We start from the raw sequence: 23,470 nt of genomic DNA on the forward strand, positions 1-23,470 counted from the left end.
GACAAAGATTGTCATTGCAGATAATTTACATATTTTTTGTTGATGATTTATGTTTTGATATTAAATATAATAATAAATATTTTGAAAGTTTATTTAGAAAAACTTGCAAATCACTAATTATCAACATATTTTTGTTTCAAACAATCAAACCAAATTCCTATGAAAAAACAATTACTTTATGTTTTTTTGGTAGCCATTGCTAGTGTTTTTACTAGTCAAGCACAACAATTATCGTGTGGAACTACCTTTACTGATCCAGGAGGAGCTAATGCAAATTATGCCAACAGCACAACCACAACTTATACTATTTGCCCTGTTAGCAACACAGATTATGTAACCCTATCTTTTTCAAGTTTTAATCTTGAAAACAATTATGATTTTTTAAAAATATATGACGGTATAGGTAGTTCCGCTCCTTTAATTGCATCATTAACAGGAAATACAATTCCAAGTGCCATATCTTCTTCTACTCCAGGTGGATGTCTAACAGTAGTTTTTACCTCAGATAGCTCTGTTAATGCTACAGGTTGGGTTGCGTCTATTTCATGTAGTAGTACTACAATTGCTAATTGCTTGGCCCCTTCGAATTTAACCTTATCTAATACTGGTACAACGACTCCTATTCTATCATGGAATGCAAATGGCGCAAATCAATGGGAAGTTTTAGTACAAGATGCTGGAACTACTCCTGCTACAAACACTAGCGGCACAATTGTTACAACTAATTCTTTCCCAATGACTAATACTAGTACTTCAGCGATGGTTGTATATGTGAGAGCAATTTGTGCAAATGGATTAGTTAGTGCTTGGTCGACTCCATATACTTTTACAAACAACACATCAACTTGTGCAGTTCCTACTCAATTATCTAGTTCAGGAATTACCACAAATTCAGCAACAATCGCTTGGGCTAACACTAGCAATGCCTCCAATTGGCAAGTTGCAATTCAGTTGAGTACGAATACAACTATACCTTCGTCGGGTATAGACTCATCAAGTTCAAGTTATACCGCAACTGGATTAATTTCTGGTACAAGTTATAAATGTTATGTGCGAACAAATTGTGGGAATGGCGTTTATAGTTCATGGTCAACAGCTTTAACTTTTTCAACTTTAGGTTCACCTTTAACAACTCCTGCATGTGGTGGTTTATTTACTGATAATGGTGGTGATGCCTTAAATTATGAAAACAATACAAATTCTACTGTTACCATATATCCAACTAATCCTGGAGATGTAGTAACCTTAACTTTTAATACATTTGATGTTGAAACAAATTGGGATGGTTTGTATGTGTATAATGGTAATTCTGTTAACGCCCCTCAAATATCAAGTGCTAATAGCGCTGGAAGCATACCAGCAGGAGCCTATTGGGGAACAACCCCTCCTGGACCTTTTACTTCCTCAAGCCCAGATGGAGCGTTAACAATTAAATTTATTAGCGATAATAGCGTGAATAAAGCTGGATGGAATGCAACTGTTTCATGTGGAATAGCCCCTTCATGTTATGCTCCCGTTTCACTTAATGCATCTGCTATTACTTCATCAAGTGCAACACTTAATTGGACTGCATTTGGCAATGCAACACAATGGGAAGTAACCGTATTACCTGCTCAAAGTCAAGCGCCAACAAATAATACTACAGGAACAATAGTAAATACTAATTTATATAATGCAAGTGGTTTGTCAAGTGCCACTTCATATATAGCTTATGTACGTTCAGTTTGTTCAAGTACTGACAGAAGCTTATGGGTTCCATTAGCTTTTTCAACTTTAACATGCTCGATGCCAACAGCATTTACAGCAAATTCCATTACTACTTCTAGCGCTTTTATTTCATATACAAATAATGCAACTAATGGAGCAAGCGTACAAATAACTGCTGTACCTGCCGGCACTGTTCCTTCATCAAATACTTTGGGAACATCAATAACATCCTCTGGAATAACTTTAGGGAATTTAAATTGTGGTACAACCTATGTAGTATATGCTTCTGTAAATTGTACAACTGCACCCGCTTGGACTCAAGTAGCAACTTTTACAACAACTAATTGTCCGTTAACTACAGGAAGTCCAATTCCAATGGTTCAATGTTCAGATAATGGTCAAGCATGTTTTACATTAACCGATAATAATTCAAATATTTTAGCTGGGTTAAACCCATCGGACTATACTATTATTTATTATGTGGGTTCGCAAACAACTCCTATTACTACACCTTATTGCATAACAAATGGGACGTATACTGTTACAGCAGTACTTATAAAAAACAGCACTCAACAACAACAAACTTTTTCATTTACCATTACAGCTCAAACAGTTGGAAATACAGTGTTAATGAACAATTTGGAACAATGTGATGATGATCAAAATAACGTTGTAACATTCAATTTAACTAGTCAATTTACTAGTACTAATCCTTTGGCCTATTACCTTTCACAAACAAATGCTATTGCAGAAATAAATGCTGTTGCAAATCCAACATCATATAGTATACCAGCTAATTCTGCTAGTGTGACAATTTATGTTAGAGAATCCATACCAAATGCTTGTGATGCCATGTATAGCTTCGAAATACATGCGTATGCCGATTGTAATCAGGCGCATGTTTGTAATCAAGCTAATGCATTATGTGGCGCTCTTGGAATACCATTCCCTAATACCCATCAAGGTATTCATGCAGAACCAAATAATGCTTATGGCTGTTTAGGAACTACCCCAAATCCAACTTGGTTTTATTTACCAATTAGTAATCCAGGACAAATAAATTTAACTGTAGAACAAAATAGCAGTATTGACTTTTTGGGTAATGTGCTTGATGTAGATTATGTATTGTATGGGCCTTTTTCTGACCCTGTAACACCTTGTTCAACTCATTTTACACAAAGTAATATTGTAAGTTGTAGTTATTCTGCAGCTGGTGTTGAACATCCTTATATCCCGAACGCACAAGTAGGACAATATTATTTATTAATGACGACAAATTTCAGTAATCAAACTGGATTTATAAGAATAACTATGGATCCAACTTCACAGGGAAGTATGGATTGCTCTGGAATTCGTTTAACTGCATTTTTAGATGAAAATGGAAATGGGTCGCAAGAGTCTAATGAACAAAATTTCCCGTTAGGACAATTTCAATATACTCTTAACAATGGTACTCCTCACAATATTTCTTCACCATCAGGGGTTTATACAATTTTTGACAACAACCCGTCAAATACTTACAACACTAGTTATAGTATCAACCCAGACTATACAAACATGTATAGCTTAACTAACAATTCCTTTAACGGACTACATACTACTATTGGTGGTGGAGTAACTACATATACATTCCCGGTGACTAGTACACAAAATTATAATGATTTAGCAATAAATATTGTTCCTTTCAATGCCCCAAGAGCTGGTATGATCTATAAAAATAAAATTGTATTTTCTAATCTAGGAAATCAAACTATTTCTAATGGAACACTTTCATTTACTGCACAAAATGGAATAATAATTACTACAATTTCAGTTTTAGGAACAACAGCTACTGCTAACGGGTTTACATACAATTTTACAAATCTATTACCCTTTGAAACGCGAATAATTACTGTTTCAATGTTAGTTCCTTCGATTCCTACAGTTTCTTTAGGGCAACTACTAACTAGTACTGCAACTATTACTCCAACAACAGATGAAACTTTATTGACAAATAATTCGGTATCAAATACACAAGCTATTATTGGTTCTTATGACCCTAATGATAAAACAGAAGCACATGGTGGAAAAATACTTTATAGTTCTTTCTCTGTAAATGATGAACTTTGGTATACTATTAGATTTGAAAACTCTGGAACAGCAAGTGCTGTAAATGTTCGTGTAGAAGATGAATTAGATCCAAGAATAAATGAGAATTCTATTAAAATGATTAGTGCTAGTCATAATTATATAATGGATAGGGTAACGAATCATCTGATATGGAAGTTTGACAATATTGAACTTCCAGTTTCTGTAGCGGATTCAGAAATTGGGAAAGGGTATATCATTTTTAGTGCAAAACTTAAACCAGGTTTTTCTGTTGGAGATATTATTCCGAATACTGCACAAATATTTTTTGATAGTAATCCTGCAATTGTTACCAATACATTTAACACAGAATTTGTTGCTGCTTTGAATGCTCTTAGTTTCAATACTCAAGATTTCATGATATATCCCAATCCAACTCATCAAACAGTACATCTACAATTATCTAACTCAGATGAGCTTATTGATTCAATTGTAATCTATGATATTTCTGGAAAAGAAATTTGCTGTGAAACAAATTTAGAGACTACATCATGGAATAAAGATACGTCACAATGGCAAAAAGGGGTGTATTTTGTTTTAGTAAAATCAAACAATAAAAGTATGGTTAAAAAACTTGTAGTCGATTAATACGTTTTATATTAAGTTCTTAAAAGAGTGATTCAAAAATGAATCACTCTTTTTGTTTACAGTTACTTTATCGTTATCTCATCAATAAAAATAAACGCATCGCCTCCAAAACCTTGATGCCCTTCTGGAAGTTTTCCATAATTATGAGCAATGACTTTGACATAACGAGCTTGTAATGGCTGTTGACTTTTTAAGAAGAAATCATTGATTTTTGTTTCTGTCTCCATTGCAGGGATTTTATTTTCAACTGAGCCTGCCAATGTAAAATTGATATTATCACTTGAAACATAATAATCCACTTGGGTTGGCATTAAAATCCAGGAACGAGAATCTTGAAGACAATTAGCTGAAAATAATGTAATTATTTGTTCTTTTTGCAAATCAACTACTGCCTCAAAATCTTGTCCTTGATAGCCTTGCCAATCGCCCTTTCGCCAATTTTCAGAGCCATAAATTCCATCTATTAATCCTTCAGGCCCGCCAGCATGGTATTGCGGATTGTAGGTTGATTTGATGTTTATTGTATACTTGTTTGGCTTTTTAATAAATGTTGCAGCAATCTCATTACTATAGGAATTCTCTTTTTTAATACATGCTAAAATTGTTGATGTTTCTTTAATTTCGAAAGGGTTATTATATGAGATAAAGGTTTCTTTAGTTAAATATTCGTTTTTATCATTTATAAAATAATAAATAGAGTCATTAGGATTTTGAGAAACAATTTCTATCTTCAAGCTGTCTTTAAAAGTTTTACTTTCCGACTGAATTACTGGAACTGGAATAATGCTTGAAAATGAAGAATTAATTGACATTAACTCATGTGCAGTTTTATAAACTCCTATTCTTTTTTTATCAATTTGATCAATATTTGAAAGCTCATTACTATCACCGATTTTCATTTTAATGGTTTTATATAGTGGTTTTGTTTCAGTCCATTCTGGTTTACCAGGTATTACATCATAAATTCCCATGGCACTCAACACATACCAAGCGCTCATTTGCCCACAATCTTCATTACCTATCAATCCATCTGGAGCATTTTTATAAAAATTATCTAAAATATAATGAACTTTCTCAGCTGTTTTTTCAGGTTTTCCAACATAATTGTATAAATACGCCATGTGATGACTGGGTTCATTACCATGGGCATATTGCCCTATTAACCCTGTAACATCGACTTGTTCTCGACCTGTTGTTTTGCTTTCTGAGTTGAACATTTCATCCAATTTTGCTTCAAATTTTGCGGCGCCACCATAAGCTGCAATCATTCCAGGAATATCTTGTGGCACAAAAAATGAATACTGCCAACTATTCCCCTCGGTATAATTATTGTTGATTTCCTTGGGATCAAATGGTTTGTACCAACCTCCGTTTTTCTTAGGACGCATAAAGCCCGTATTCCAATCAAAAACATTCTTCCAATTTTGGGAGCGTTTCATAAAATATTCGTAGCCTTCTTTTTTGCCTAAAATCTGTGCCATTTGCGCTATACACCAATCATCATAAGCATATTCCAAGGTTTTAGAAACACTTTCAGGTTCGTCATCCATTGAAATGAAACCGTTTTTTTTGTACGCATCTAAACCGAATCGGTCTGCCATGGCAGCATGTTTAGCAGCTTCAAAAGCTTTTTCGTAATCAAAACCTGTAATACCCTTAACCATTGCATCGGCCATAACCGACACGGAATGATAGCCAATCATACAATCCGTTTCATTGGAAGCCAATTCCCAAACAGGAAGTCGACTCCCTTGCTCATATTGTTTTAAAAAAGTATTGATAAAGTCGGCGGTTCGCTTCTTTTCAATCAAAGTATACAAAGGATGTGCCGCACGAAATGTGTCCCAAAGGGAGAATACTGAATAATATTCAAATCCAATAGCTTGGTGAATTTGATTGTCACGCCCTCTATATTTCCCATCAACATCTTGAGCAATATTGGGTTGCACCATGGTATGGTATAGTGCCGTATAGAAAACTGTTAGTTTGTTTTTATCTGATTCTTTAACCTCGATTTTTGAAAGTTCTTTGTCCCAAAGTTTTTCAGCATTTTTTCTTGCCTTACTAAAATCCCAATTTTTTATTTCGGACATATTTAATTTTGCCCCCTGATAACTTGTTGGAGAAAGAGCTACTTTTACTAAAATTTTTTCTCCTTTTTTAACTTGTTTGGAAAAACTCATTTTTAACTTGGTACCAGAATAAAAGTCAGTTCGATTCTCTTGATTGGCTTCCACCATATTAAGTTGCATTGGAACACTGAATTCAATTCGGGCATAAACATATTGATCTTTGGCCCAAGCTTCACTTCTTCGTAAGACTTCAATTGTATTCGCATTAATGACTCTAACAACACCTTCTATTAATTTATCGCGATGGTTTAAATCAAGGATAATGTTTGCCTGTCCCGCATTATTAAAGGTATATTGATGAAAACCAACACGTGTTGAAGCCGTTAAATTGACATTAATATTATGCTTATCTAACTTAACCGAATAAAATCCTGCAGTTGCTTTTTCATTAACATGAGAAAATGACGAACTATATTCATTGGGATTAAAACTTACTTTTCCCATAGTTGGCATCAACATAATATCGCCAAAATCGGAGCATCCTGTGCCGTTTAAATGGGTATGGGAAAACCCATAAATGATTTTATCGTCATAATGATATCCAGAACAGCCATCCCAACTCCCATCAATTCTTGTGTCGGGAGATAACTGAACCATACCAAATGGAACCGTAGCACCAGGATACGTATGACCATGACCGCTAGTTCCAATTATAGGGTTGACATAATGACTGAAATTTTGACTAAAACTAAATGTAACGATAAAAAAAAACACGAGAGCTACCTTCTGTTTCATAGTATTGGAGGTTTAGAAAATCAAAGATAACAAAAGGAAATAGATATACTAAAAAACCCTGACAGAGTTTGATGTCCATCAGGGTTTATAAAAATTCAATTGTCTAATCTTATTTTAAACTTGCTTTCAAATATTCTCTATTCATTCGAGCAATATTTTCTAATGAAATTCCTTTTGGACATTCAATTTCGCAAGCACCTGTGTTAGTACAGTTTCCAAAACCTTCTTCGTCCATTTGACGTACCATATTTAAAACACGTTGAGTCGCTTCAACTTTTCCTTGGGGTAATAACGCATATTGAGATACTTTAGCACCCACAAACAACATGGCTGATCCGTTTTTACAAGTGGCTACACAAGCGCCACATCCAATACAGGCTGCTGCTTCGAATGCCTTATCGGCATCGTCTTTAGGAATTGGAATCGCATTAGCATCGATGGTATTCCCTGAAGTATTGACTGAAACGAATCCTCCTGCTTGTTGAATTCTGTCAAAGGCACTTCTATCTACCACTAAGTCTTTAATCACTGGGAATGCACGACTTCTCCATGGTTCTACATAAATTGTATCGCCATCATTGAACATACGCATGTGTAATTGACATGTCGTTATCCCGGTGTCGGGTCCATGCGCACGACCATTGATATATAACGAACACATACCGCAGATTCCCTCACGACAATCGTGATCAAAAGCAATAGGCTCTTTTCTCTCGTTAACAAGTTGCTCATTCAATTGGTCTAACATTTCCAAGAACGAGCTGGCAGTAGAAACATTATTGAGTGTATATGTTTCTAAATTTCCTTTAGCTTTGGAGTCTTTTTGACGCCAAATTTTAAGGGTAATGTTGATATTTTTTGCTGCGCTCATAATGCTCTTATTTATAATTTCTAGCCGCTATTTTAATAAACTCATATTTCAATTCTTCTTTGTGTAGAACTTCCTGACTGATGTCTTCACCTTTGTATTCCCATGCTCCCACAAAAGAAAAATTCACATCATCACGAAGTGTTTCTCCTTCTGCATCTTGATACTCTTCACGGAAATGCCCTCCACAAGATTCTTTTCTTTGTAACGCATCCATTGCCATCAGTTGGCCTAAATCTATAAAATCGGCTACACGTAGTGCTTTTTCTAACTCAGGATTCAACTCTTCCGATTTTCCTGGAACGTATACTTCTTTGTAAAATTCGTCTTTTAAGGCGGCTATTTCTGCAATAGCTTGCTTTAAACCTTCTTCGTTTCGAGCCATTCCAACCTTATTCCACATGATATTTCCTAATCTTTTATGGAAATGATCAACCGATTTCGAACCGTTATTATTCAAAAATTTATCTATTGAAGCCTTAACTTGGTTTTCGGCATCAACAAACTCTTGAGTATCGGTTGAAATTTTGCCAGTTCTAATTTCATCCGCCAAATAATTTGATACCGTATAAGGTAAAACAAAATAACCATCGGCCAACCCTTGCATCAAGGCAGAAGCTCCAAGACGATTAGCCCCGTGATCCGAGAAATTAGCCTCACCAGCAACAAAACAACCTGGAATTGTTGATTGTAAGTTGTAATCAACCCAAACGCCCCCCATAGTGTAATGTACTGCTGGATAGATTTTCATTGGCGTCTCATAGGGATTTTCGTCTGTTATTTTTTGGTACATGGTAAACAAATTACCATATTTTTCTTCTAACCAAGCTTTTCCTAATCGAGTAATCTCTTCTGGGGAAGGATGATGATTCCCTTGAGCATACGCTGCTTGTCTTCCTTTATTTTGAATTTCAGTTGAGAAATCAAGATATACCCCTTCATTAGTATCATTGGCTTCAATTCCATGACCTGCATCACAACGCTCTTTAGCCGCTCTTGAAGCTACATCACGAGGAACAAGATTTCCAAAAGCAGGGTATCTTCGTTCTAAGTAGTAATCTCTATCTTCTTCCGCAATTTGAGTTGGTTTTAATTTACCTGCACGAATCGCTTCAGCATCTTCTTTTTTCTTAGGCACCCAAATACGTCCTGAATTTCGTAGTGATTCTGACATTAATGTCAATTTAGACTGATTGGTTCCATGAACAGGAATACACGTTGGGTGAATTTGTACATAACATGTATTCGCAAACAAAGCGCCTTGTTTATGTACTTTCCAACCTGCCGTCACATTACTTCCCATAGCGTTGGTAGAAAGGAAATAAACATTTCCATACCCTCCCGATGCTATAATAACTGCGTGTGCAGAATGTCTCTCTAGTTCTCCTGTAACTAAATTACGCGCTATGATGCCTCGTGCTTTCCCATCAACTTTCACCAATTCTAACATCTCATGACGGTTGTACATGTGCACACGACCCAGTCCGATTTGTCTTGATAAAGCAGAGTAAGCCCCTAATAACAATTGTTGTCCTGTTTGTCCCGCAGCATAAAAAGTACGTTGTACCTGAGTTCCACCAAATGAACGGTTGTCTAACAATCCCCCATACTCACGAGCAAAAGGGACACCTTGTGCCACACATTGGTCAATGATATTTCCTGAAACTTCTGCTAAACGATGTACGTTTGCTTCACGAGCTCTATAATCGCCTCCTTTAATAGTATCATAAAATAATCGGTAGATACTATCGCCGTCATTTTGATAATTTTTAGCCGCGTTGATTCCGCCTTGAGCTGCAATCGAGTGGGCTCTTCTTGGAGAATCTTGATAGCAAAAAGCTTTTACATTGTATCCCATTTCGCCTAGAGAAGCTGCAGCCGAAGCTCCCGCTAATCCAGTACCTACAACAATGATGTCAATTTTCGGTCTGTTATTTGGAGCGACCAATTTAAGATGGTCTTTATAATCGGTCCATTTCTGTGAAATGTGACCTTCTGGTATTTTGGAATCTAACTTCATAATATTTCGAATTTGTACTGAATAACTTTCAGTATAAAATTATTTTAATAAAAAGTGAATGTAAATTGGAATTATTGCAAACAACAAGGGAACGATAATCGCAAATGCAGTTCCAAACTTCTTAATTGCAGGCGTAAACTTGTTATTTATTCCTAGTGATTGGAAAGCACTTTGAAACCCATGAAGCAAGTGAAAAGACAAAGCAAACATAGCTAAAACATATAAAATAGTTGCAATTAATCCCATTTTAGGGTCTTTAAAGAACGCAATGGTAATTTTGTACAAATCTTTATACCCTTCTCCCATTTTTAAATTCGCTTGCTTGTTGTAAAACTCTGTTCGGTTTCTTATTTCCAATCCATTTTGCATCATCTGAATGCTGTCTTTAGGAAAAAATTTACCTGTATCCGTTGTTACATACAACTCCATTTTTTGTCCCATATTCTCTATGGTTACCGATTGAAGAGGCATCTTCTTGTCAAAGTGCATTACTGCCCAAAAATTTGCCATGTGGGTGACAATGAAAACTAAAATGATAGTTCCTAAAACTGCCATGTTTCTCGAAGCCATACTGCTCGAAGAACCATCTGTTTTAGCATAACCTACTGGTCTAGCTTTCTTGTTTTGAATAGTCAACAATATTCCATCAATCGCATGAAATAAAATTGAAATGTAGGTTAAATAAGATAATATTTTTACTGCTGGATTTGTTGTCATGAACAATGCATACTGATTAAAATGCAATGCGTTATCGGGAATTAACAATTGTAAATTTCCCAATAAGTGACCTGTCAAAAACAAGCATAAAAATAAACCCGTAAGAGCCATCCAATATTTCTTTGCAATGGAAGACTTCAAAAATGCAGATTTTGCCATAATTTTTATTTGATTGAAATAGTTTAATAAAAAATCAAACAAAAATAAGGGTTCTCTAGTATAACTACAACCTTTTCGATGTAATTTATAATAAATTTAAGTTATGTTCACACGCTTGAATATCAAAGAATTAAATGACAAAATTTTTTATATAATAAATTTTTATGCTAATTAATTATACATCAATCATAAAAAAAGCGCTATTTTTATTTTTAAAGTCAATCGGGATATGTTTTCGTCATATCTTCGTCTACAACTAGAATAAAATCTGCTTTATAAAGGTTTTCAGGATACAACTTAGTAAGTTCCTTTTGCTCAACTGTTGAAATTGTAACAATTTTAATATCAGGATTATATTTTTTTAAATACCAATAAATTCCTTCAAATTTATCAGAATGATAACTGCCATTGTAGTGAATGTAAACGCTGCCTTCTTTTAAATTTTTATTGATAAAATGTGCCATAGTAGCATCTTTACTAGCTTGGGACTTAGGCATATTCGGGCTCGCATGTTTGCCCATCATTTTCATCATGCCCATATAACCAGGAAGATTCGCGTCATACGGAATGGGTTGTGGTGCCATCCAAGATTTTTCTTCATCGGTCAGCGTTTCTAGGGCTTCAAACCCTTTTTTAGAAACCATAGCCGCATAGCGTCGTGGGATATTAGTGGCTATGAATGGGTTTTTATGTTCTTTGGCAAAATCAACCAATGGCTTGTAATCCGTAGGATAGTTTTTCCAAAGTCTTGCGATGGAATCTAATTTTTTCTGATCAACTTCTCCATTCAAATATTGATTCAGTTGCTTTTGATTATCCGCTTCCAGCATTTCGGCACCTTGAACGATGGATTTTGTTGTAGCAATATCTTTTGTCAATTCCAATTCCAGCCAATGCGAAATGGCATTGTTGTGAAACTCCCCAAACAAAACCACTTGCGATTCTGAAGCTGATTTCAGGAGTTTTTTATATGATACTTTCTTTCCATTGGCATCAAATAATTGATAGGCTTTTTTATCTTGGGCCATCATTCCAACCCAAAAAAGCAAAACAATCATAACACATAGCTTTTTCATTACCGATTTTTTTTATAAAAGTATAGATTTTAAACGTACATGAAAAACGAATTGGATATTTTTGTTGAAATTTTTCGAAATGTCCACCTCTAAAAACACCGATGCTTTTCTTGACTATTTAGCCCAATTCATCAATTGGAGTGACCCTACTATGCAAGAAATGCTCCTAAAAGCGAGAGCCCATTTTGAATTGCTAACACTTAAGAAGAACCAGTTTCTAGTTAAAGAACACGAGGTGTGTAGGCATTTTTGTTTTGTAGAAAGCGGCATTCTGCAACATACCATTGCTGTTTTAGGTGAACAAAAAACCACCTATTTAGCATTGCGAAACTCGGTTACATCTTCCTTGAGTAGTTTCTTATCGGGGAAACCCTCTCGAAAAAGCATCAAAGCCATTGTCGATTGTACCTTATGGATTGTGGATTTAAAAACATTTCAAAATTTAATTGAACACAACCAAGCCTTTCGTCTGTTTTATTACAATGTCATCGAAAAACAAATTTGCTTAATCGATGATTACCGCATTGATTTATTAACGCTTACCCCTGAAGAACGTTACAAAAAACTATTAGCTACCGAACCTAAATTGCTTCAAGAAGTTCCGTTACACTATTTGGCTTCATTTCTCGGAATTTCGACGCGTCACATGAGTCGTATTCGTAAAAATATCTTTTAGAATCGCCACTGATTCACAGATTTTTTCTATTTCTATCAATTAAAATATTTTTTTATCTGTGAATCAGTGGCTAATATAAAATAACGCCATTTGGCTACAACTTGAACTCAATTATTCCTTAATTTTGTGTAGAATAAAGCTATTCACTAATTACTATTCACTAATTACTAAAAAAATGAAATACCATCAAATAGACCGTAATTTGTTTGTTAAAAACAGAGCAAAATTCACGGCACAAATGAAACCCAATAGTGTTGCCGTCTTCAATTCGAACGATATTTATCCGGTTTCAGCCGATTCAACCTTGCCTTTTGCACAACATCGCGACATCTTTTATTTATCGGGTGTTGATCAAGAAGAAAGCATTTTGTTGCTTTTTCCAGACGCGCCGTATGACAACTTGAAAGAAATTTTATTCTTGAAAGAAACCAACGAGCACATTGCGATTTGGGAAGGTGAAAAACTAACTAAAGAACGTGCCTTTGAAGTGTCGGGAGTGAAAACTGTGATTTGGTTACAAGATTTTCATAAAACCTTGAAAGAAGTGATGACTTATGCCGACACCATTTACATCAATACAAACGAGCATTATCGTGCGGTAATTGAAACAGAAACTCGTGAAGCACGTTTCATCAAATGGTGGAAAGAAAATTATCCGGCACACAAAGTTGAGAAATCAAATCCTATTTTGCAACGTTTGCGTTCAGTAAAGGAAAGTGAAGAAATCGATTTGATTCAGAAAGCCTGTGATATTACCGAAAAAGGATTCCGTAGAGTTCTGAATTTCGTAAAACCAAACGTAATGGAATATGAAATCGAAGCCGAATTTGCGCATGAATTTCTAAGAAATCGTTCGAAAGGTTTTGCTTACACACCGATTATTGCTTCGGGTAATAATGCCAATGTGTTACACTATATCGAAAACAATCAACAATGTAAAGCGGGTGATTTAATTTTATTAGATGTAGGTGCCGAATATGCGAATTATTCGAGTGATATGACCCGAATGGTTCCAGTATCGGGACGTTTTTCGGATAGACAAAAAGAAGTGTACAATGCGGTGTTACGTGTAAAAAATGAAGCGACCAAAATGTTGGTTCTAGGAACGTTGTGGAAACAATATCATGTAGAAGTGGGCAAAATCATGACTTCAGAATTGTTAGGTTTGGGATTACTTGACAAAGCCGATGTACAAAATGAAAATCCAGATTGGCCAGCGTATAAAAAATATTTCATGCACGGCACCTCCCACCACATGGGATTGGATACGCACGATTATGGATTATTACACGAACCCATGCAAGCCAATATGGTATTCACTGTAGAACCAGGAATCTACATCCCAGCAGAAGGTTTCGGAATTCGTATTGAAGACGATATGGTGATTCAGGAAAAAGGACCTGCTTTTAACCTAATGCGTAACATTCCGATTGAAGTGGAGGAGATTGAATCAATTATGAATTCTTAATTTTAGAAGAAAGAGAAAAGACGGTTTAGCTTCGCTCTGTTTGCCTTTCAGGCTCGAGTGCGAAAGTGAGCCGTTTTTTTGTTCCTAGTTGTCAAGTTGAACTTGTTTCAATTTCTTATTTTTGAGTTTGCAATTTGAAACTAAACCGACGGAATCACTTCCACCACCATTTCATTACCTGTTTTATCGTAATAACTGCACGTCATGGTATCCATCACCACAATCCATTTTTCTACACCCGATTTGGCACAATCGTTTAAGAACGTCATATAAACGGTTTTACCTTGTTGGTGCGCTTTTAAATCACGTTTGAATTGCTCAATATTACTTTCGTTGGCAATAATTAATGTTTCTGAAAAACCCTCGGAAGTTATTTTAAAATTGTCTTTTCCGTAATAATTGGTGTGATTGTCGAACACAAATGTTTCGAATGATGTAACGCCAAGCGCAATACTATCTTGCATGTATTGTGGGAAATCGGCACCGCTTTTTACTTTAGCATGGGCGTCGTGGATTTGTTGGAGGGTGAACATGTTAGACATTTAAAAGTAGCATGCTAAGGTATTGCTTTTTATTTAAAAACAAGCCTTAAACAAAAAAACCCATTCCTTTAAATATTGTATGTTCCAAAGGAAATGTCTACTTTTGGGGATTGATAATTTTTCAAGACTATGAGCATCACAAAACACGATTGGACAAAAGAAGAAATACTAGAAATTTACAACAAGCCTTTAATGGATTTGCTTTATGAAGCAGCAACGGTTCATAGAGCGTTTCACGACCCTAATGTGGTTCAAGTTTCTACATTACTGTCCATAAAAACGGGTGGTTGTCCTGAAGATTGTGGCTATTGTCCGCAAGCAGCACGTTATCATACCGAAATTGAAGGAAATGACTTGATGAGTGTGAGTCACGTTAAAGCCCAAGCATTACGTGCTAAATCGAATGGTTCTTCACGAGTATGTATGGGCGCGGCTTGGAGAAATGTAAAAGATGGTGCCGAATTTGATGAAGTTTTAGAAATGGTTCGAACCATCAATAAATTGGACATGGAAGTTTGTTGTACTTTAGGAATGCTTACAGAAAATCAGGCGCAACGCCTTGCAGAAGCTGGACTTTATGCATACAACCACAATTTAGACACATCCGAAGATTACTATAAAGAAGTGATTTCGACAAGAAGTTTTGACGACAGATTGCAAACGATTGAAAATGTCAGAAAAACCAATGTAACGGTTTGTAGTGGCGGAATTATAGGAATGGGAGAAAGTATCGATGATAGAGCAGGCATGTTAGTAGCACTGGCGACTTTAAATCCGCAACCCGAATCGGTGCCAATTAATGCTCTTGTTGCGGTAGAAGGAACGCCAATGGAAAACGAAAAACCTGTTGAAATTTGGGAAATGATTCGAATGGTGGCAACAACGCGAATAGTAATGCCAAAAACTCAGGTTCGCTTATCCGCAGGAAGAACAGAAATGTCACGCGAAGGACAAGCTATGTGCTTTCTAGCAGGAGCAAACTCGATTTTTGCGGGAGATAAATTACTTACAACTCCAAATCCTGATGTAAACGAGGATATGAAAATGTTTGAATTATTGGGATTAAAACCTCAAAAACCATTTGCTAAAAAAATGCAGCCTAAAACTACTGAGGCGATAGATTCAAAATTTAAATCATTAGGAGAAAAACCAAGATGGTCACGCCCCGAACATAAAATTGAAAAAAATATTGAAGCCTCTATAAAAGGTAAATAGTTTTCTAAAATATTTTAATACACATTGGGTTTATCTAATTTTATAATTATATAGACCCTTTTTAAATCCTACACATGAAGTATACTACCCTCCCCAATTCGAATATTAAAATAAGTTCCATTTGCCTTGGAACCATGACATTTGGCAACCAAAATACAGAATCTGAAGCACATGTTCAATTAGATTATGCCGTAGAACGAGGAATTAATTTTATCGACACGGCCGAAATGTACCCCATTGGAGGAAATAGTGCTATTTTTGGAAGTACAGAACGATATATCGGAACTTGGTTGCGTAAAATTGGCGCCACAGAAAGAGAAAAACTGGTAATTGCTACTAAAATTGCAGGGCCAAATCGTGGGATGGAATATATTAGACAACCGCTTGATTTTTCCAAAAAAAGTATTCATGAAGCGGTAGAACTGAGTTTGAAAAATCTTCAAACGGATTACATCGACTTATACCAACTGCATTGGCCTGAACGCATCATGAATATGTTTGGACAAAGAGGATTAAATACGCTAGATGCAAATTGGAAAGATAACATCTTTGAGGTACTTACAATTTTTGATGGTCTTATCAAAAAAGGGAAAATTAAACATATTGGCGTTTCAAACGAAAATCCTTTTGGGGTGATGCGTTTTTTAAGTGAAAGTGAAAAACATGGATTGCCGAGAATTGCCACCATTCAAAATCCTTTTTCCCTATTGAATCGTCTGTTTGAAGTAGGTCTTTCAGAGTTGTGTATGCGAGAAAATGTTGGACTACTCGCGTATTCTCCTTTAGGGTTTGGGGTACTTTCAGGAAAATATCTTGAAGCTCAAAAACCCGAATATAGAATGGTACGCTTTCCACATTTTACAAGATACACCAATGAAAATGCTACAAAAGCTTCTCGTTTATATAAAGAATTGGCACATTCTCATGGATTAACATTAGTTCAAATGGCCGAAGCCTTTGTTGCACAACAATCTTTTGTAACCGCCACAATAATTGGTGCTACATCGTTAGCTCAATTACAGGAAAATATCAATGCCTTTGACGTTATATTATCTAAAGAGCTTATAACTGAAATCAATAAAATTCAAGAATTACACCCTAATCCTGCGCCTTAATTTTGAATGATTTTCCAAAAAATAGCATCTACAAAAACACCCAAATCTCTTACACCGATTCAGGAAAGGGAACTGCGGTTGTGCTGTTGCATGGTTTTTTGGAAAATAAAAAAATGTGGCACCCATTTGTTGAAGCTTGGCAAACCAAATTTCGTATTATAACTATTGATTTATTAGGACATGGTCTGTCTGATTGTTTAGGTTACATCCATACGATGGAAGATCAGGCTGATGTAGTGCATGCCATTTTACAAGAATTAAAAATTAGGAAAGCTATCCTAGTAGGACATTCCATGGGAGGTTATGTTGCATTGGCTTTTGCTGAGTTGTATCCAGAGTATATGAAAGGGTTGGTGTTGCTCAATTCTACCTCTAGAGCCGATAGCGAAGAACGAAAAATAAATCGGGATCGAGCCATAATAGCTGTTAAACAAAATTATGCTCTTTTTATTCGAGTGAGTATTGACAACTTGTTTAGTGTAGAAAATCATGAACGGTTTGCTGAAGAAATCGAATACGTAAAAACTGAAGCACTAAACACGCCTTTGCAAGGCATTATTGCCGCATTAGAAGGAATGAAAATCAGAAAAGACAGAGAAGTAATTTTGCACTTTGCCACCTATCCCATCATACTAGTTTTAGGTAGAAAAGATGGTGTATTGCTATTTGAAGATACCCTTGATCAAATCGAAGGAACGGCTGTTAGGTTACTCGAATTTCCTGATGGTCACATGAGTCATATTGAAAATCAAAATGAATTGTTAAAGTCTATTTCTGTCTTTTTAAAAACCTGTTAAGCTATTTTTTCTTCGAAAGGGATTGTTTCGTCAAAAAGCTCTTGAAACAAGGTCGCTAAAGCGTCTTTAAATTGCTCGAGGATTTCTGGCGAAATGACAATCGAATTATTGTTTTCTTTTAGTGAAAATGGTAAGAATCCAGATTTTAAATTTTTGAACGAAATGATGCCTGCTTCAATTTCTAAGCCATCACAAAACGGTTCATAAAGAAACGCATAGGCCAACAATTGAATCATTTTATCATTTTTACTGTCTTTAACAAATCCGTCCCAGCTTTTTAGAGTGACCGCCTTCTTTTCTACTTTTCCGGTCTTGTAATCTATAATTCTTAAGCGTCCATTTCGTCGTTCAATGCGATCTACATTTCCGCCAAGTTCCACTGCAAAGGGAAGATTAGGATGAGAAAATGTTCTTTTTAATTGTTTCTCTAAGGCAATGATTTGAATTTCATCCCCTCTCATAATGGCTTCTTTTTCTAAATTTAAAAAATTCACTACGCTTTGTTTGGCAACTTCAAACGATAATAGATTTCTCCCTTTGTGTATTTCACCTTCTTTATAGACTTTTTTAAACTGACGTACTACTTCCTCATTCACTTTTTGTAAACACTGTTGAATGTCTTCAAGTATCAAGATTTTGTCACAAAGGGGTTTATACAACTCTTCCAATACGGCATGAATAATCGTGCCTAATGTATTCACTGCAATGGTTTCTTCAACATCTTCTTTTTCTTTTATCCGTAAAATTTTCTCAAAATAAAATTGGATTGGATTTCGAATATAGGTCGTCAAAGTTGACGGAGAAAAACCCTGTAAAGCCATTTCATGTAAACGATCGAGTACTGCTTGAGATTTTGGAATTATCATAAGTTGGTGAGCAATCTCAGGCACCTCAGGATTATACCATTTAAATTCTAGTGTGTGTTTGGGTTGTTTTTCTATCTCAAGTTGAGTAATAAATCGGCTTTTTTCTCCTGCATCTAAACCCTCACTATCGGTGTTGTAAAGGAGGTATACCTTTTTTGCCCGATGCAATAAATGATAAAAATGATACGTAAATATAGCATCTTTTTCTTTATACGTGGGCAGTCCTTTTTCTTTTTTTACATCATAGGGAATGAATGAGGTGCTGTTTTTCCCACCAGGAAATTTACCTTCGTTTACAGAAGTAATGATAACGGTTTCAAAATCGAGTACCCTACTTTCTAAAACTCCCATAATTTGTAATCCTTCCAAGGGTTCCCCTTCAAAAGATACTTCAGCCAAATCTATGATTTGTTTGTATATCGCTGATAGTGTTTCGATGTTTTGAAACGTGTCATAATTTTCAACATACGACTGCAATTGATTGATTGCTTTATAAACCGAAAAAATAAAAGCCCCCATTATTCGGTCTTCATTAGTGTCGGTATGGAGACTCGATTTTATAAATACTAAAATAGCCGCTATCTTTTCTAGTATTGAAGCAGGTGTTCCGTCCCACTTTTCAAATAACAGTAGAAATAAATCATTCGGGTTTTCTTGAAATTCTAATACTTTTCGTTGAATGATAAACGTATAATTATTTTGTTTGATACGTGTTATCATGTTTTGAGCATGAATTTTTGATTCTATAAGGGGATGGGATGCAACATCTAAAATGTCTTTATAATAAAAAACATATTCTGTAGTGCTCCGAGCCAAAGCAGCGGTATGCATTTTAAACAACTTCGCAAGTAATAATTGAACGGGATTATTTTTACTGGAAAATCCCATGGTTATGTTTATAGCATCGATAGAGTTGGGTAGAGAAAACAAAAGGGGTAATAATAAGGTTTCTTCGCCAAGTACTACGGCTACCTTTTTTAGACCATCACTTCTTTGAGAAGCTAAGTCTTCTAAAATCTTACCAACTATTTTGGCTTGACCTACTGATTTTGGCGTACCAATTACTTCAATATTCTTTTCTTGCTGGAAGTGATTTGTAATCCACTGATACGGATTATTTTTATAAAACCCCCATTCCGATTTAAATCGTCGTTGAAACAATCCCGCATCATGAAAAGGGTCATTTAAAAATACCTCATCAATATCCCAATAAATTCTTGCTTGTTGGGAGGCTAATAGATGTTGCACGATTCGTTCCTCCGCTTGATTAAGTGCATTGAATCCTGCAAATAGAACTGTTTTTTCTTTACAGGTTTCTGAGAAAAAATTCAAATTAGCCACTGCTTCTCTATAAATAAGTCCTTGATATCCGATTCCTTTTTGAACCAATTTTTGATACAAGGATTCGTAATATAGGGGTAATTTTTTCCAAAAAGCTAAATAGTTATCTATTAAATCTGTTCTTTTTTCAATACTAACAGACCAATGTTCAATTTCTTTAATATTTTCTAAATAGCGGAGAATTTGATGAGGCTCTAATAAATAACGGTCAATTTCATTAAAATCTTGAAGTAAGGTTTTGGCCCAATTGGCAAAAGTTTCAAACGACTCTGGATGATTCGGTGTAAGATCAAGATATACTGTATAAAATTCAAACAAAAGTTCGATTGCATCAATGCTTCGTATTCCAGCAATAGATTGAATAAACTCTTCAATACTCAATATCTCAGGAGAGAATATGGTTTTAGTAGTTTGAGTTTTCAACGCTTCCTGCAAAAAAACTTTGGCTCTTTTGTTGGGAAGAATAATACTTGTATTGGTAAGTTTCTCAGAGAAATCCTGTAAAACAACCGCTGCAATTTGCTGTAAAAAAGTAGTATCTGACATTGTATAAAAATAAAAAAAACGTCCTAATTTAGGACGTTTTTCATAAAAATATTTTTTGTAAAATTATTTGATTAATTTCACTTCAACTCTTCTATTGTTTGCTTTACCTGCTTTAGTTTTGTTAGAGTCGATTGGTTTCGTTTGACCAAAACCAGCAGAAGTTAAACGATCTGCAGCAATTCCGTTCTCTACTAAATAATTTTTAACTGCTCCTGCTCTTTCCTCAGATAATTTTTGGTTTGTTGCAGGTTTTCCTGTATTATCAGTGTGTCCTTCAATGCTAAATTTAGCTGTAGGATACTCTTTCAATATAGCAGTAATCGATTGTAATACTGGGAATGTTTGTTTTTGGAAAGAAGCTCTTCCTGTTTCAAACAATATAGTTTTAGCATAATCATTTAATTTTTTGATCGCATCCTCAGTTACTTCTGGACATCCTTGATTTGCTGCAGTTCCTTTTGTATCTGGACATTTATCATCTTTATCTAATACACCATCTCCATCTCTATCTGGCCAAGGACAACCTCCATTTTCTTTTGGTCCTTTAACATCTGGACATTTGTCATTTTTATCAGCAATTCCGTCACCATCAGCATCTGGGCATCCGTTTAATGCTTTTAAACCTGCTACATCTGGACAAGCATCATCTTTATCTTTAATACCATCACCATCTGTATCTGGGCATCCTTGGAATTGTGCCAAACCAGCTTCAGTAGGACAAGCGTCATCTTTATCAGCGATTTTATCACCGTCTGTGTCTGGACATCCATTAAATTCTTTTAACCCTGCTTCTTTTGGACAAGCATCTAAACGATCTACAAGACCATCTCCGTCTGTATCGGTAGCACCAAATTTGAATGTTAATCCAGCAAAATGTTGTAAATGTGAAGGAACATCTGAATTTGGAATTCTAGAATCATTAAATGAATGTTTGTAAGTTGAGGTGATTGTGAAACCCACTTGTTTTGTCATCCATAATGTCAACCCATAACCTGCATTGATTGTACCTGCTGAGGCATCACCAATCCATGTGTAACCTCCACCTACGTGAAGTGATGGGTCTATGATTTTAGACTTAATCATGTCCATGAAGCTATATTTTACAACTCCATCAACTGCATAATACGATAAATCACCAGGGTTAGTTACTGGATAAGTACTTGTATACGTTGTTTCATCGTAAATTCGGTCTCCAACAAATTTAGAAATTTTATTTACAGAACCTGTTACGCCAAAAGAGAAATTGTCTCCAACGTATTTTGATACATTAATTGTAGAAACTGAAGGAAGTACATTCCAATACATTTTTGCATCGAAATATTGTGAAAATTGATATTTCACATTATCCACAGCACTAACTCTTCCACCATCTACGGCGTTTGCACCAAACGAAATAGACCATTTGTTGTCGATATCTTGCGCTTGCGAACTAAGTCCAACTAAAAGCAAAAGACCAAATAATTTGTTAAGATGTTTCATTTTTTTATTTGTGTTTAATTATAATGATTTATAACGCAACAAAAATAATACCAATATATGAATAATCAAAATATTACATCGTATTTGTGTTATATAATATTAAGCGTTTTTCCCACTTCTGTAAATGCATGTATGGCTTTGTCTAAGTGTGTTTTGGTATGTGCCGCAGACAATTGCACTCGAATTCTTGCTTTGTCTTTGGGAACTACAGGATAAAAGAAGCCTATCACATAAATTCCTTTTTTCAACAATTCGTCGGCCATGATTTGGGATAATTTTGCATCATACAACATAACAGGAACAATGGCCGAATCCCCATCGATAACATCAAACCCTGCCGCTTTCATTCCTTTTTTGAAATAATTGGTATTCCACTCTAAAGTATCTCTCAATGTCGTGTCTTTTTCTAAAAGCTCAAAAACTTTTATAGATGCCCCAACAATGGCAGGCGCTAACGAATTGGAAAACAAATAAGGACGCGACCGTTGACGTAAAAGTTCAATAATTTCTTTTTTAGCCGTAGTATATCCTCCCATGGCTCCTCCAAGAGCTTTACCTAAAGTTCCCGTAATGATATCTACACGACCAAGAACTTTTTTAGCTTCAAGGGTTCCTTTTCCTGTAGCACCAATGAAACCTGCAGCATGACATTCATCCACCATGACCATAGCATCATATTTTTCAGCCAAATCGCAAATTTTATCCAAAGGAGCAACAAGTCCATCCATTGAAAACACTCCATCTGTAACGATAAGTTTGAAACGATGTCTTGCTTCTTTAGCTTTTATTAATTGTTGTTCCAAGTCCTCCATATTAGAATTTTCATAACGGTACCGAGTCGCTTTGCACAACCGAACCCCATCAATAATAGACGCGTGATTTAGGGAATCAGAAATAATACAATCTTCCTCTCCTAACAAAGGTTCGAAGACACCTCCATTAGCATCAAAAGCGGCAGCATAAAGAATGGTGTCTTCTGTTCCATAAAAATCGGCTATCTTTTGTTCTAATGTTTTATGAATGTCTTGTGTCCCACAAATGAATCGCACAGAAGACATCCCAAAACCATGTGAATCTAGGGTGTCTTTGGCTGCCTGAATTACTTCGGGATGTGATGATAATCCTAAATAATTGTTGGCACAAAAATTCAAAACCGTTTCACCATTTACCGTAATTTCCGCACCTTGTGGTGAGGTAATAATGCGCTCTTTTTTAAAAATACCATTTTGTTCGATGATGTTCAATTCGTTTTGTAAGTGTTGTTGGATTTTTCCGTACATATCGTTTGTTTGTTTT

At 35.5% G+C, this 23,470-nt stretch carries 15 protein-coding genes; 6 read left to right on the forward strand and 9 right to left on the reverse strand.

All coding sequences use genetic code 11. The features are described from left to right. Nucleotides 1-159 precede the first annotated feature (159 nt). Nucleotides 160-4,422: a DUF7619 domain-containing protein gene (locus CLV55_RS09455; RefSeq protein WP_112113549.1), complete on the forward strand. Its 4,263-nt coding sequence runs from the start codon at nt 160-162 to the stop codon at nt 4,420-4,422. A 62-nt stretch (nt 4,423-4,484) separates the two neighbouring features. Here the strand turns inward: CLV55_RS09455 and CLV55_RS09460 are convergent, their stop codons facing one another. From CLV55_RS09460 to CLV55_RS09480, 5 genes are all read right to left on the reverse strand, one after another. Beyond that, a complete protein-coding gene (locus tag CLV55_RS09460) occupies nt 4,485-7,289 on the reverse strand; it encodes a GH92 family glycosyl hydrolase (protein WP_112113550.1) in 2,805 nt (934 codons plus the stop codon). A 109-nt stretch (nt 7,290-7,398) separates the two neighbouring features. Next, nucleotides 7,399-8,160 carry a succinate dehydrogenase/fumarate reductase iron-sulfur subunit gene (locus CLV55_RS09465; protein ID WP_112113551.1) on the reverse strand — a complete coding sequence of 254 codons (762 nt, stop codon included), beginning with the start codon at nt 8,158-8,160 and terminating at the stop codon, nt 7,399-7,401. 7 nt (nt 8,161-8,167) lie between these two features. Then, nucleotides 8,168-10,177 carry a fumarate reductase/succinate dehydrogenase flavoprotein subunit gene (locus tag CLV55_RS09470; RefSeq protein ID WP_112113552.1) on the reverse strand — a complete coding sequence of 670 codons (2,010 nt, stop codon included), beginning with the start codon at nt 10,175-10,177 and terminating at the stop codon, nt 8,168-8,170. Between the two features lie 39 nt (nt 10,178-10,216). Continuing rightward, nucleotides 10,217-11,053 carry a succinate dehydrogenase cytochrome b subunit gene (locus CLV55_RS09475; RefSeq protein WP_112113553.1) on the reverse strand — a complete coding sequence of 279 codons (837 nt, stop codon included), beginning with the start codon at nt 11,051-11,053 and terminating at the stop codon, nt 10,217-10,219. A 218-nt stretch (nt 11,054-11,271) separates the two neighbouring features. Next, nucleotides 11,272-12,129: a ChaN family lipoprotein gene (locus CLV55_RS09480; RefSeq protein WP_112113554.1), complete on the reverse strand. Its 858-nt coding sequence runs from the start codon at nt 12,127-12,129 to the stop codon at nt 11,272-11,274. Between the two features lie 79 nt (nt 12,130-12,208). Between CLV55_RS09480 and CLV55_RS09485 the strand changes: the two genes are divergently transcribed. Further along, nucleotides 12,209-12,805, forward strand: coding sequence for a Crp/Fnr family transcriptional regulator (locus tag CLV55_RS09485; protein ID WP_245902704.1), 597 nt, complete (start codon nt 12,209-12,211; stop codon nt 12,803-12,805). A 175-nt stretch (nt 12,806-12,980) separates the two neighbouring features. After that, nucleotides 12,981-14,273: an aminopeptidase P family protein gene (locus tag CLV55_RS09490; RefSeq protein WP_112113555.1), complete on the forward strand. Its 1,293-nt coding sequence runs from the start codon at nt 12,981-12,983 to the stop codon at nt 14,271-14,273. Nucleotides 14,274-14,413: 140 nt separating this feature from the next. Here the strand turns inward: CLV55_RS09490 and CLV55_RS09495 are convergent, their stop codons facing one another. Next, nucleotides 14,414-14,806 carry a DUF1398 domain-containing protein gene (locus CLV55_RS09495; RefSeq protein ID WP_112113597.1) on the reverse strand — a complete coding sequence of 131 codons (393 nt, stop codon included), beginning with the start codon at nt 14,804-14,806 and terminating at the stop codon, nt 14,414-14,416. A gap of 138 nt (nt 14,807-14,944) precedes the next feature. Here CLV55_RS09495 and bioB point away from each other — a divergent pair, with 138 nt between their 5' ends. The 3 genes from bioB to CLV55_RS09510 all read left to right on the forward strand — a co-directional run bounded on the left by bioB (nt 14,945) and on the right by CLV55_RS09510 (nt 17,942). After that, complete coding sequence (bioB, locus tag CLV55_RS09500; RefSeq protein WP_112113556.1) at nt 14,945-16,030, forward strand: biotin synthase BioB; 1,086 nt, start codon at nt 14,945-14,947, stop codon at nt 16,028-16,030. Between the two features lie 74 nt (nt 16,031-16,104). Beyond that, complete coding sequence (locus CLV55_RS09505; protein ID WP_112113557.1) at nt 16,105-17,145, forward strand: aldo/keto reductase; 1,041 nt, start codon at nt 16,105-16,107, stop codon at nt 17,143-17,145. 2 nt (nt 17,146-17,147) lie between these two features. Continuing rightward, on the forward strand, nt 17,148-17,942 hold the full coding sequence (locus tag CLV55_RS09510) for an alpha/beta fold hydrolase (RefSeq protein ID WP_112113558.1): 795 nt from the start codon (nt 17,148-17,150) through the stop codon (nt 17,940-17,942). Here the strand turns inward: CLV55_RS09510 and CLV55_RS09515 are convergent. The 3 genes from CLV55_RS09515 to kbl all read right to left on the reverse strand — a co-directional run bounded on the left by CLV55_RS09515 (nt 17,939) and on the right by kbl (nt 23,454). Continuing rightward, the gene (locus tag CLV55_RS09515) at nt 17,939-20,695 is read right to left on the reverse strand and encodes a PD-(D/E)XK nuclease family protein (RefSeq protein WP_112113559.1); all 2,757 of its coding nucleotides are present in this window, start codon (nt 20,693-20,695) and stop codon (nt 17,939-17,941) included. The genes CLV55_RS09510 and CLV55_RS09515 overlap by 4 nt on opposite strands. A 63-nt stretch (nt 20,696-20,758) precedes the next feature. After that, nucleotides 20,759-22,174 carry an OmpA family protein gene (locus CLV55_RS09520; protein ID WP_112113560.1) on the reverse strand — a complete coding sequence of 472 codons (1,416 nt, stop codon included), beginning with the start codon at nt 22,172-22,174 and terminating at the stop codon, nt 20,759-20,761. A gap of 89 nt (nt 22,175-22,263) precedes the next feature. Next, nucleotides 22,264-23,454 (reverse strand): glycine C-acetyltransferase, encoded by a 1,191-nt coding sequence (gene kbl / locus CLV55_RS09525; RefSeq protein WP_112113561.1) that lies wholly within the window; start codon nt 23,452-23,454, stop codon nt 22,264-22,266. Nucleotides 23,455-23,470 lie beyond the last annotated feature (16 nt).

The sequence above is a fragment of the Flavobacterium aciduliphilum genome (assembly GCF_003268855.1).
Taxonomy (GTDB): Bacteria; Bacteroidota; Bacteroidia; order Flavobacteriales; family Flavobacteriaceae; genus Flavobacterium; species Flavobacterium aciduliphilum.

Bases quoted from the DNA above. Each gene is read 5' to 3' on its own strand.
- CLV55_RS09455 (WP_112113549.1), top strand. From the start codon at position 160: ATGAAAAAACAATTACTTTATGTTTTTTTGGTAGCCATTGCTAGTGTT.
- CLV55_RS09460 (WP_112113550.1), bottom strand. From the start codon at position 7,289: ATGAAACAGAAGGTAGCTCTCGTGTTTTTTTTTATCGTTACATTTAGT.
- CLV55_RS09465 (WP_112113551.1), bottom strand. From the start codon at position 8,160: ATGAGCGCAGCAAAAAATATCAACATTACCCTTAAAATTTGGCGTCAA.
- CLV55_RS09470 (WP_112113552.1), bottom strand. From the start codon at position 10,177: ATGAAGTTAGATTCCAAAATACCAGAAGGTCACATTTCACAGAAATGG.
- CLV55_RS09475 (WP_112113553.1), bottom strand. From the start codon at position 11,053: ATGGCAAAATCTGCATTTTTGAAGTCTTCCATTGCAAAGAAATATTGG.
- CLV55_RS09480 (WP_112113554.1), bottom strand. From the start codon at position 12,129: ATGAAAAAGCTATGTGTTATGATTGTTTTGCTTTTTTGGGTTGGAATG.
- CLV55_RS09485 (WP_245902704.1), top strand. From the start codon at position 12,209: ATGTCCACCTCTAAAAACACCGATGCTTTTCTTGACTATTTAGCCCAA.
- CLV55_RS09490 (WP_112113555.1), top strand. From the start codon at position 12,981: ATGAAATACCATCAAATAGACCGTAATTTGTTTGTTAAAAACAGAGCA.
- CLV55_RS09495 (WP_112113597.1), bottom strand. From the start codon at position 14,806: ATGTTCACCCTCCAACAAATCCACGACGCCCATGCTAAAGTAAAAAGC.
- bioB (WP_112113556.1), top strand. From the start codon at position 14,945: ATGAGCATCACAAAACACGATTGGACAAAAGAAGAAATACTAGAAATT.
- CLV55_RS09505 (WP_112113557.1), top strand. From the start codon at position 16,105: ATGAAGTATACTACCCTCCCCAATTCGAATATTAAAATAAGTTCCATT.
- CLV55_RS09515 (WP_112113559.1), bottom strand. From the start codon at position 20,695: ATGTCAGATACTACTTTTTTACAGCAAATTGCAGCGGTTGTTTTACAG.
- CLV55_RS09520 (WP_112113560.1), bottom strand. From the start codon at position 22,174: ATGAAACATCTTAACAAATTATTTGGTCTTTTGCTTTTAGTTGGACTT.
- kbl (WP_112113561.1), bottom strand. From the start codon at position 23,454: ATGTACGGAAAAATCCAACAACACTTACAAAACGAATTGAACATCATC.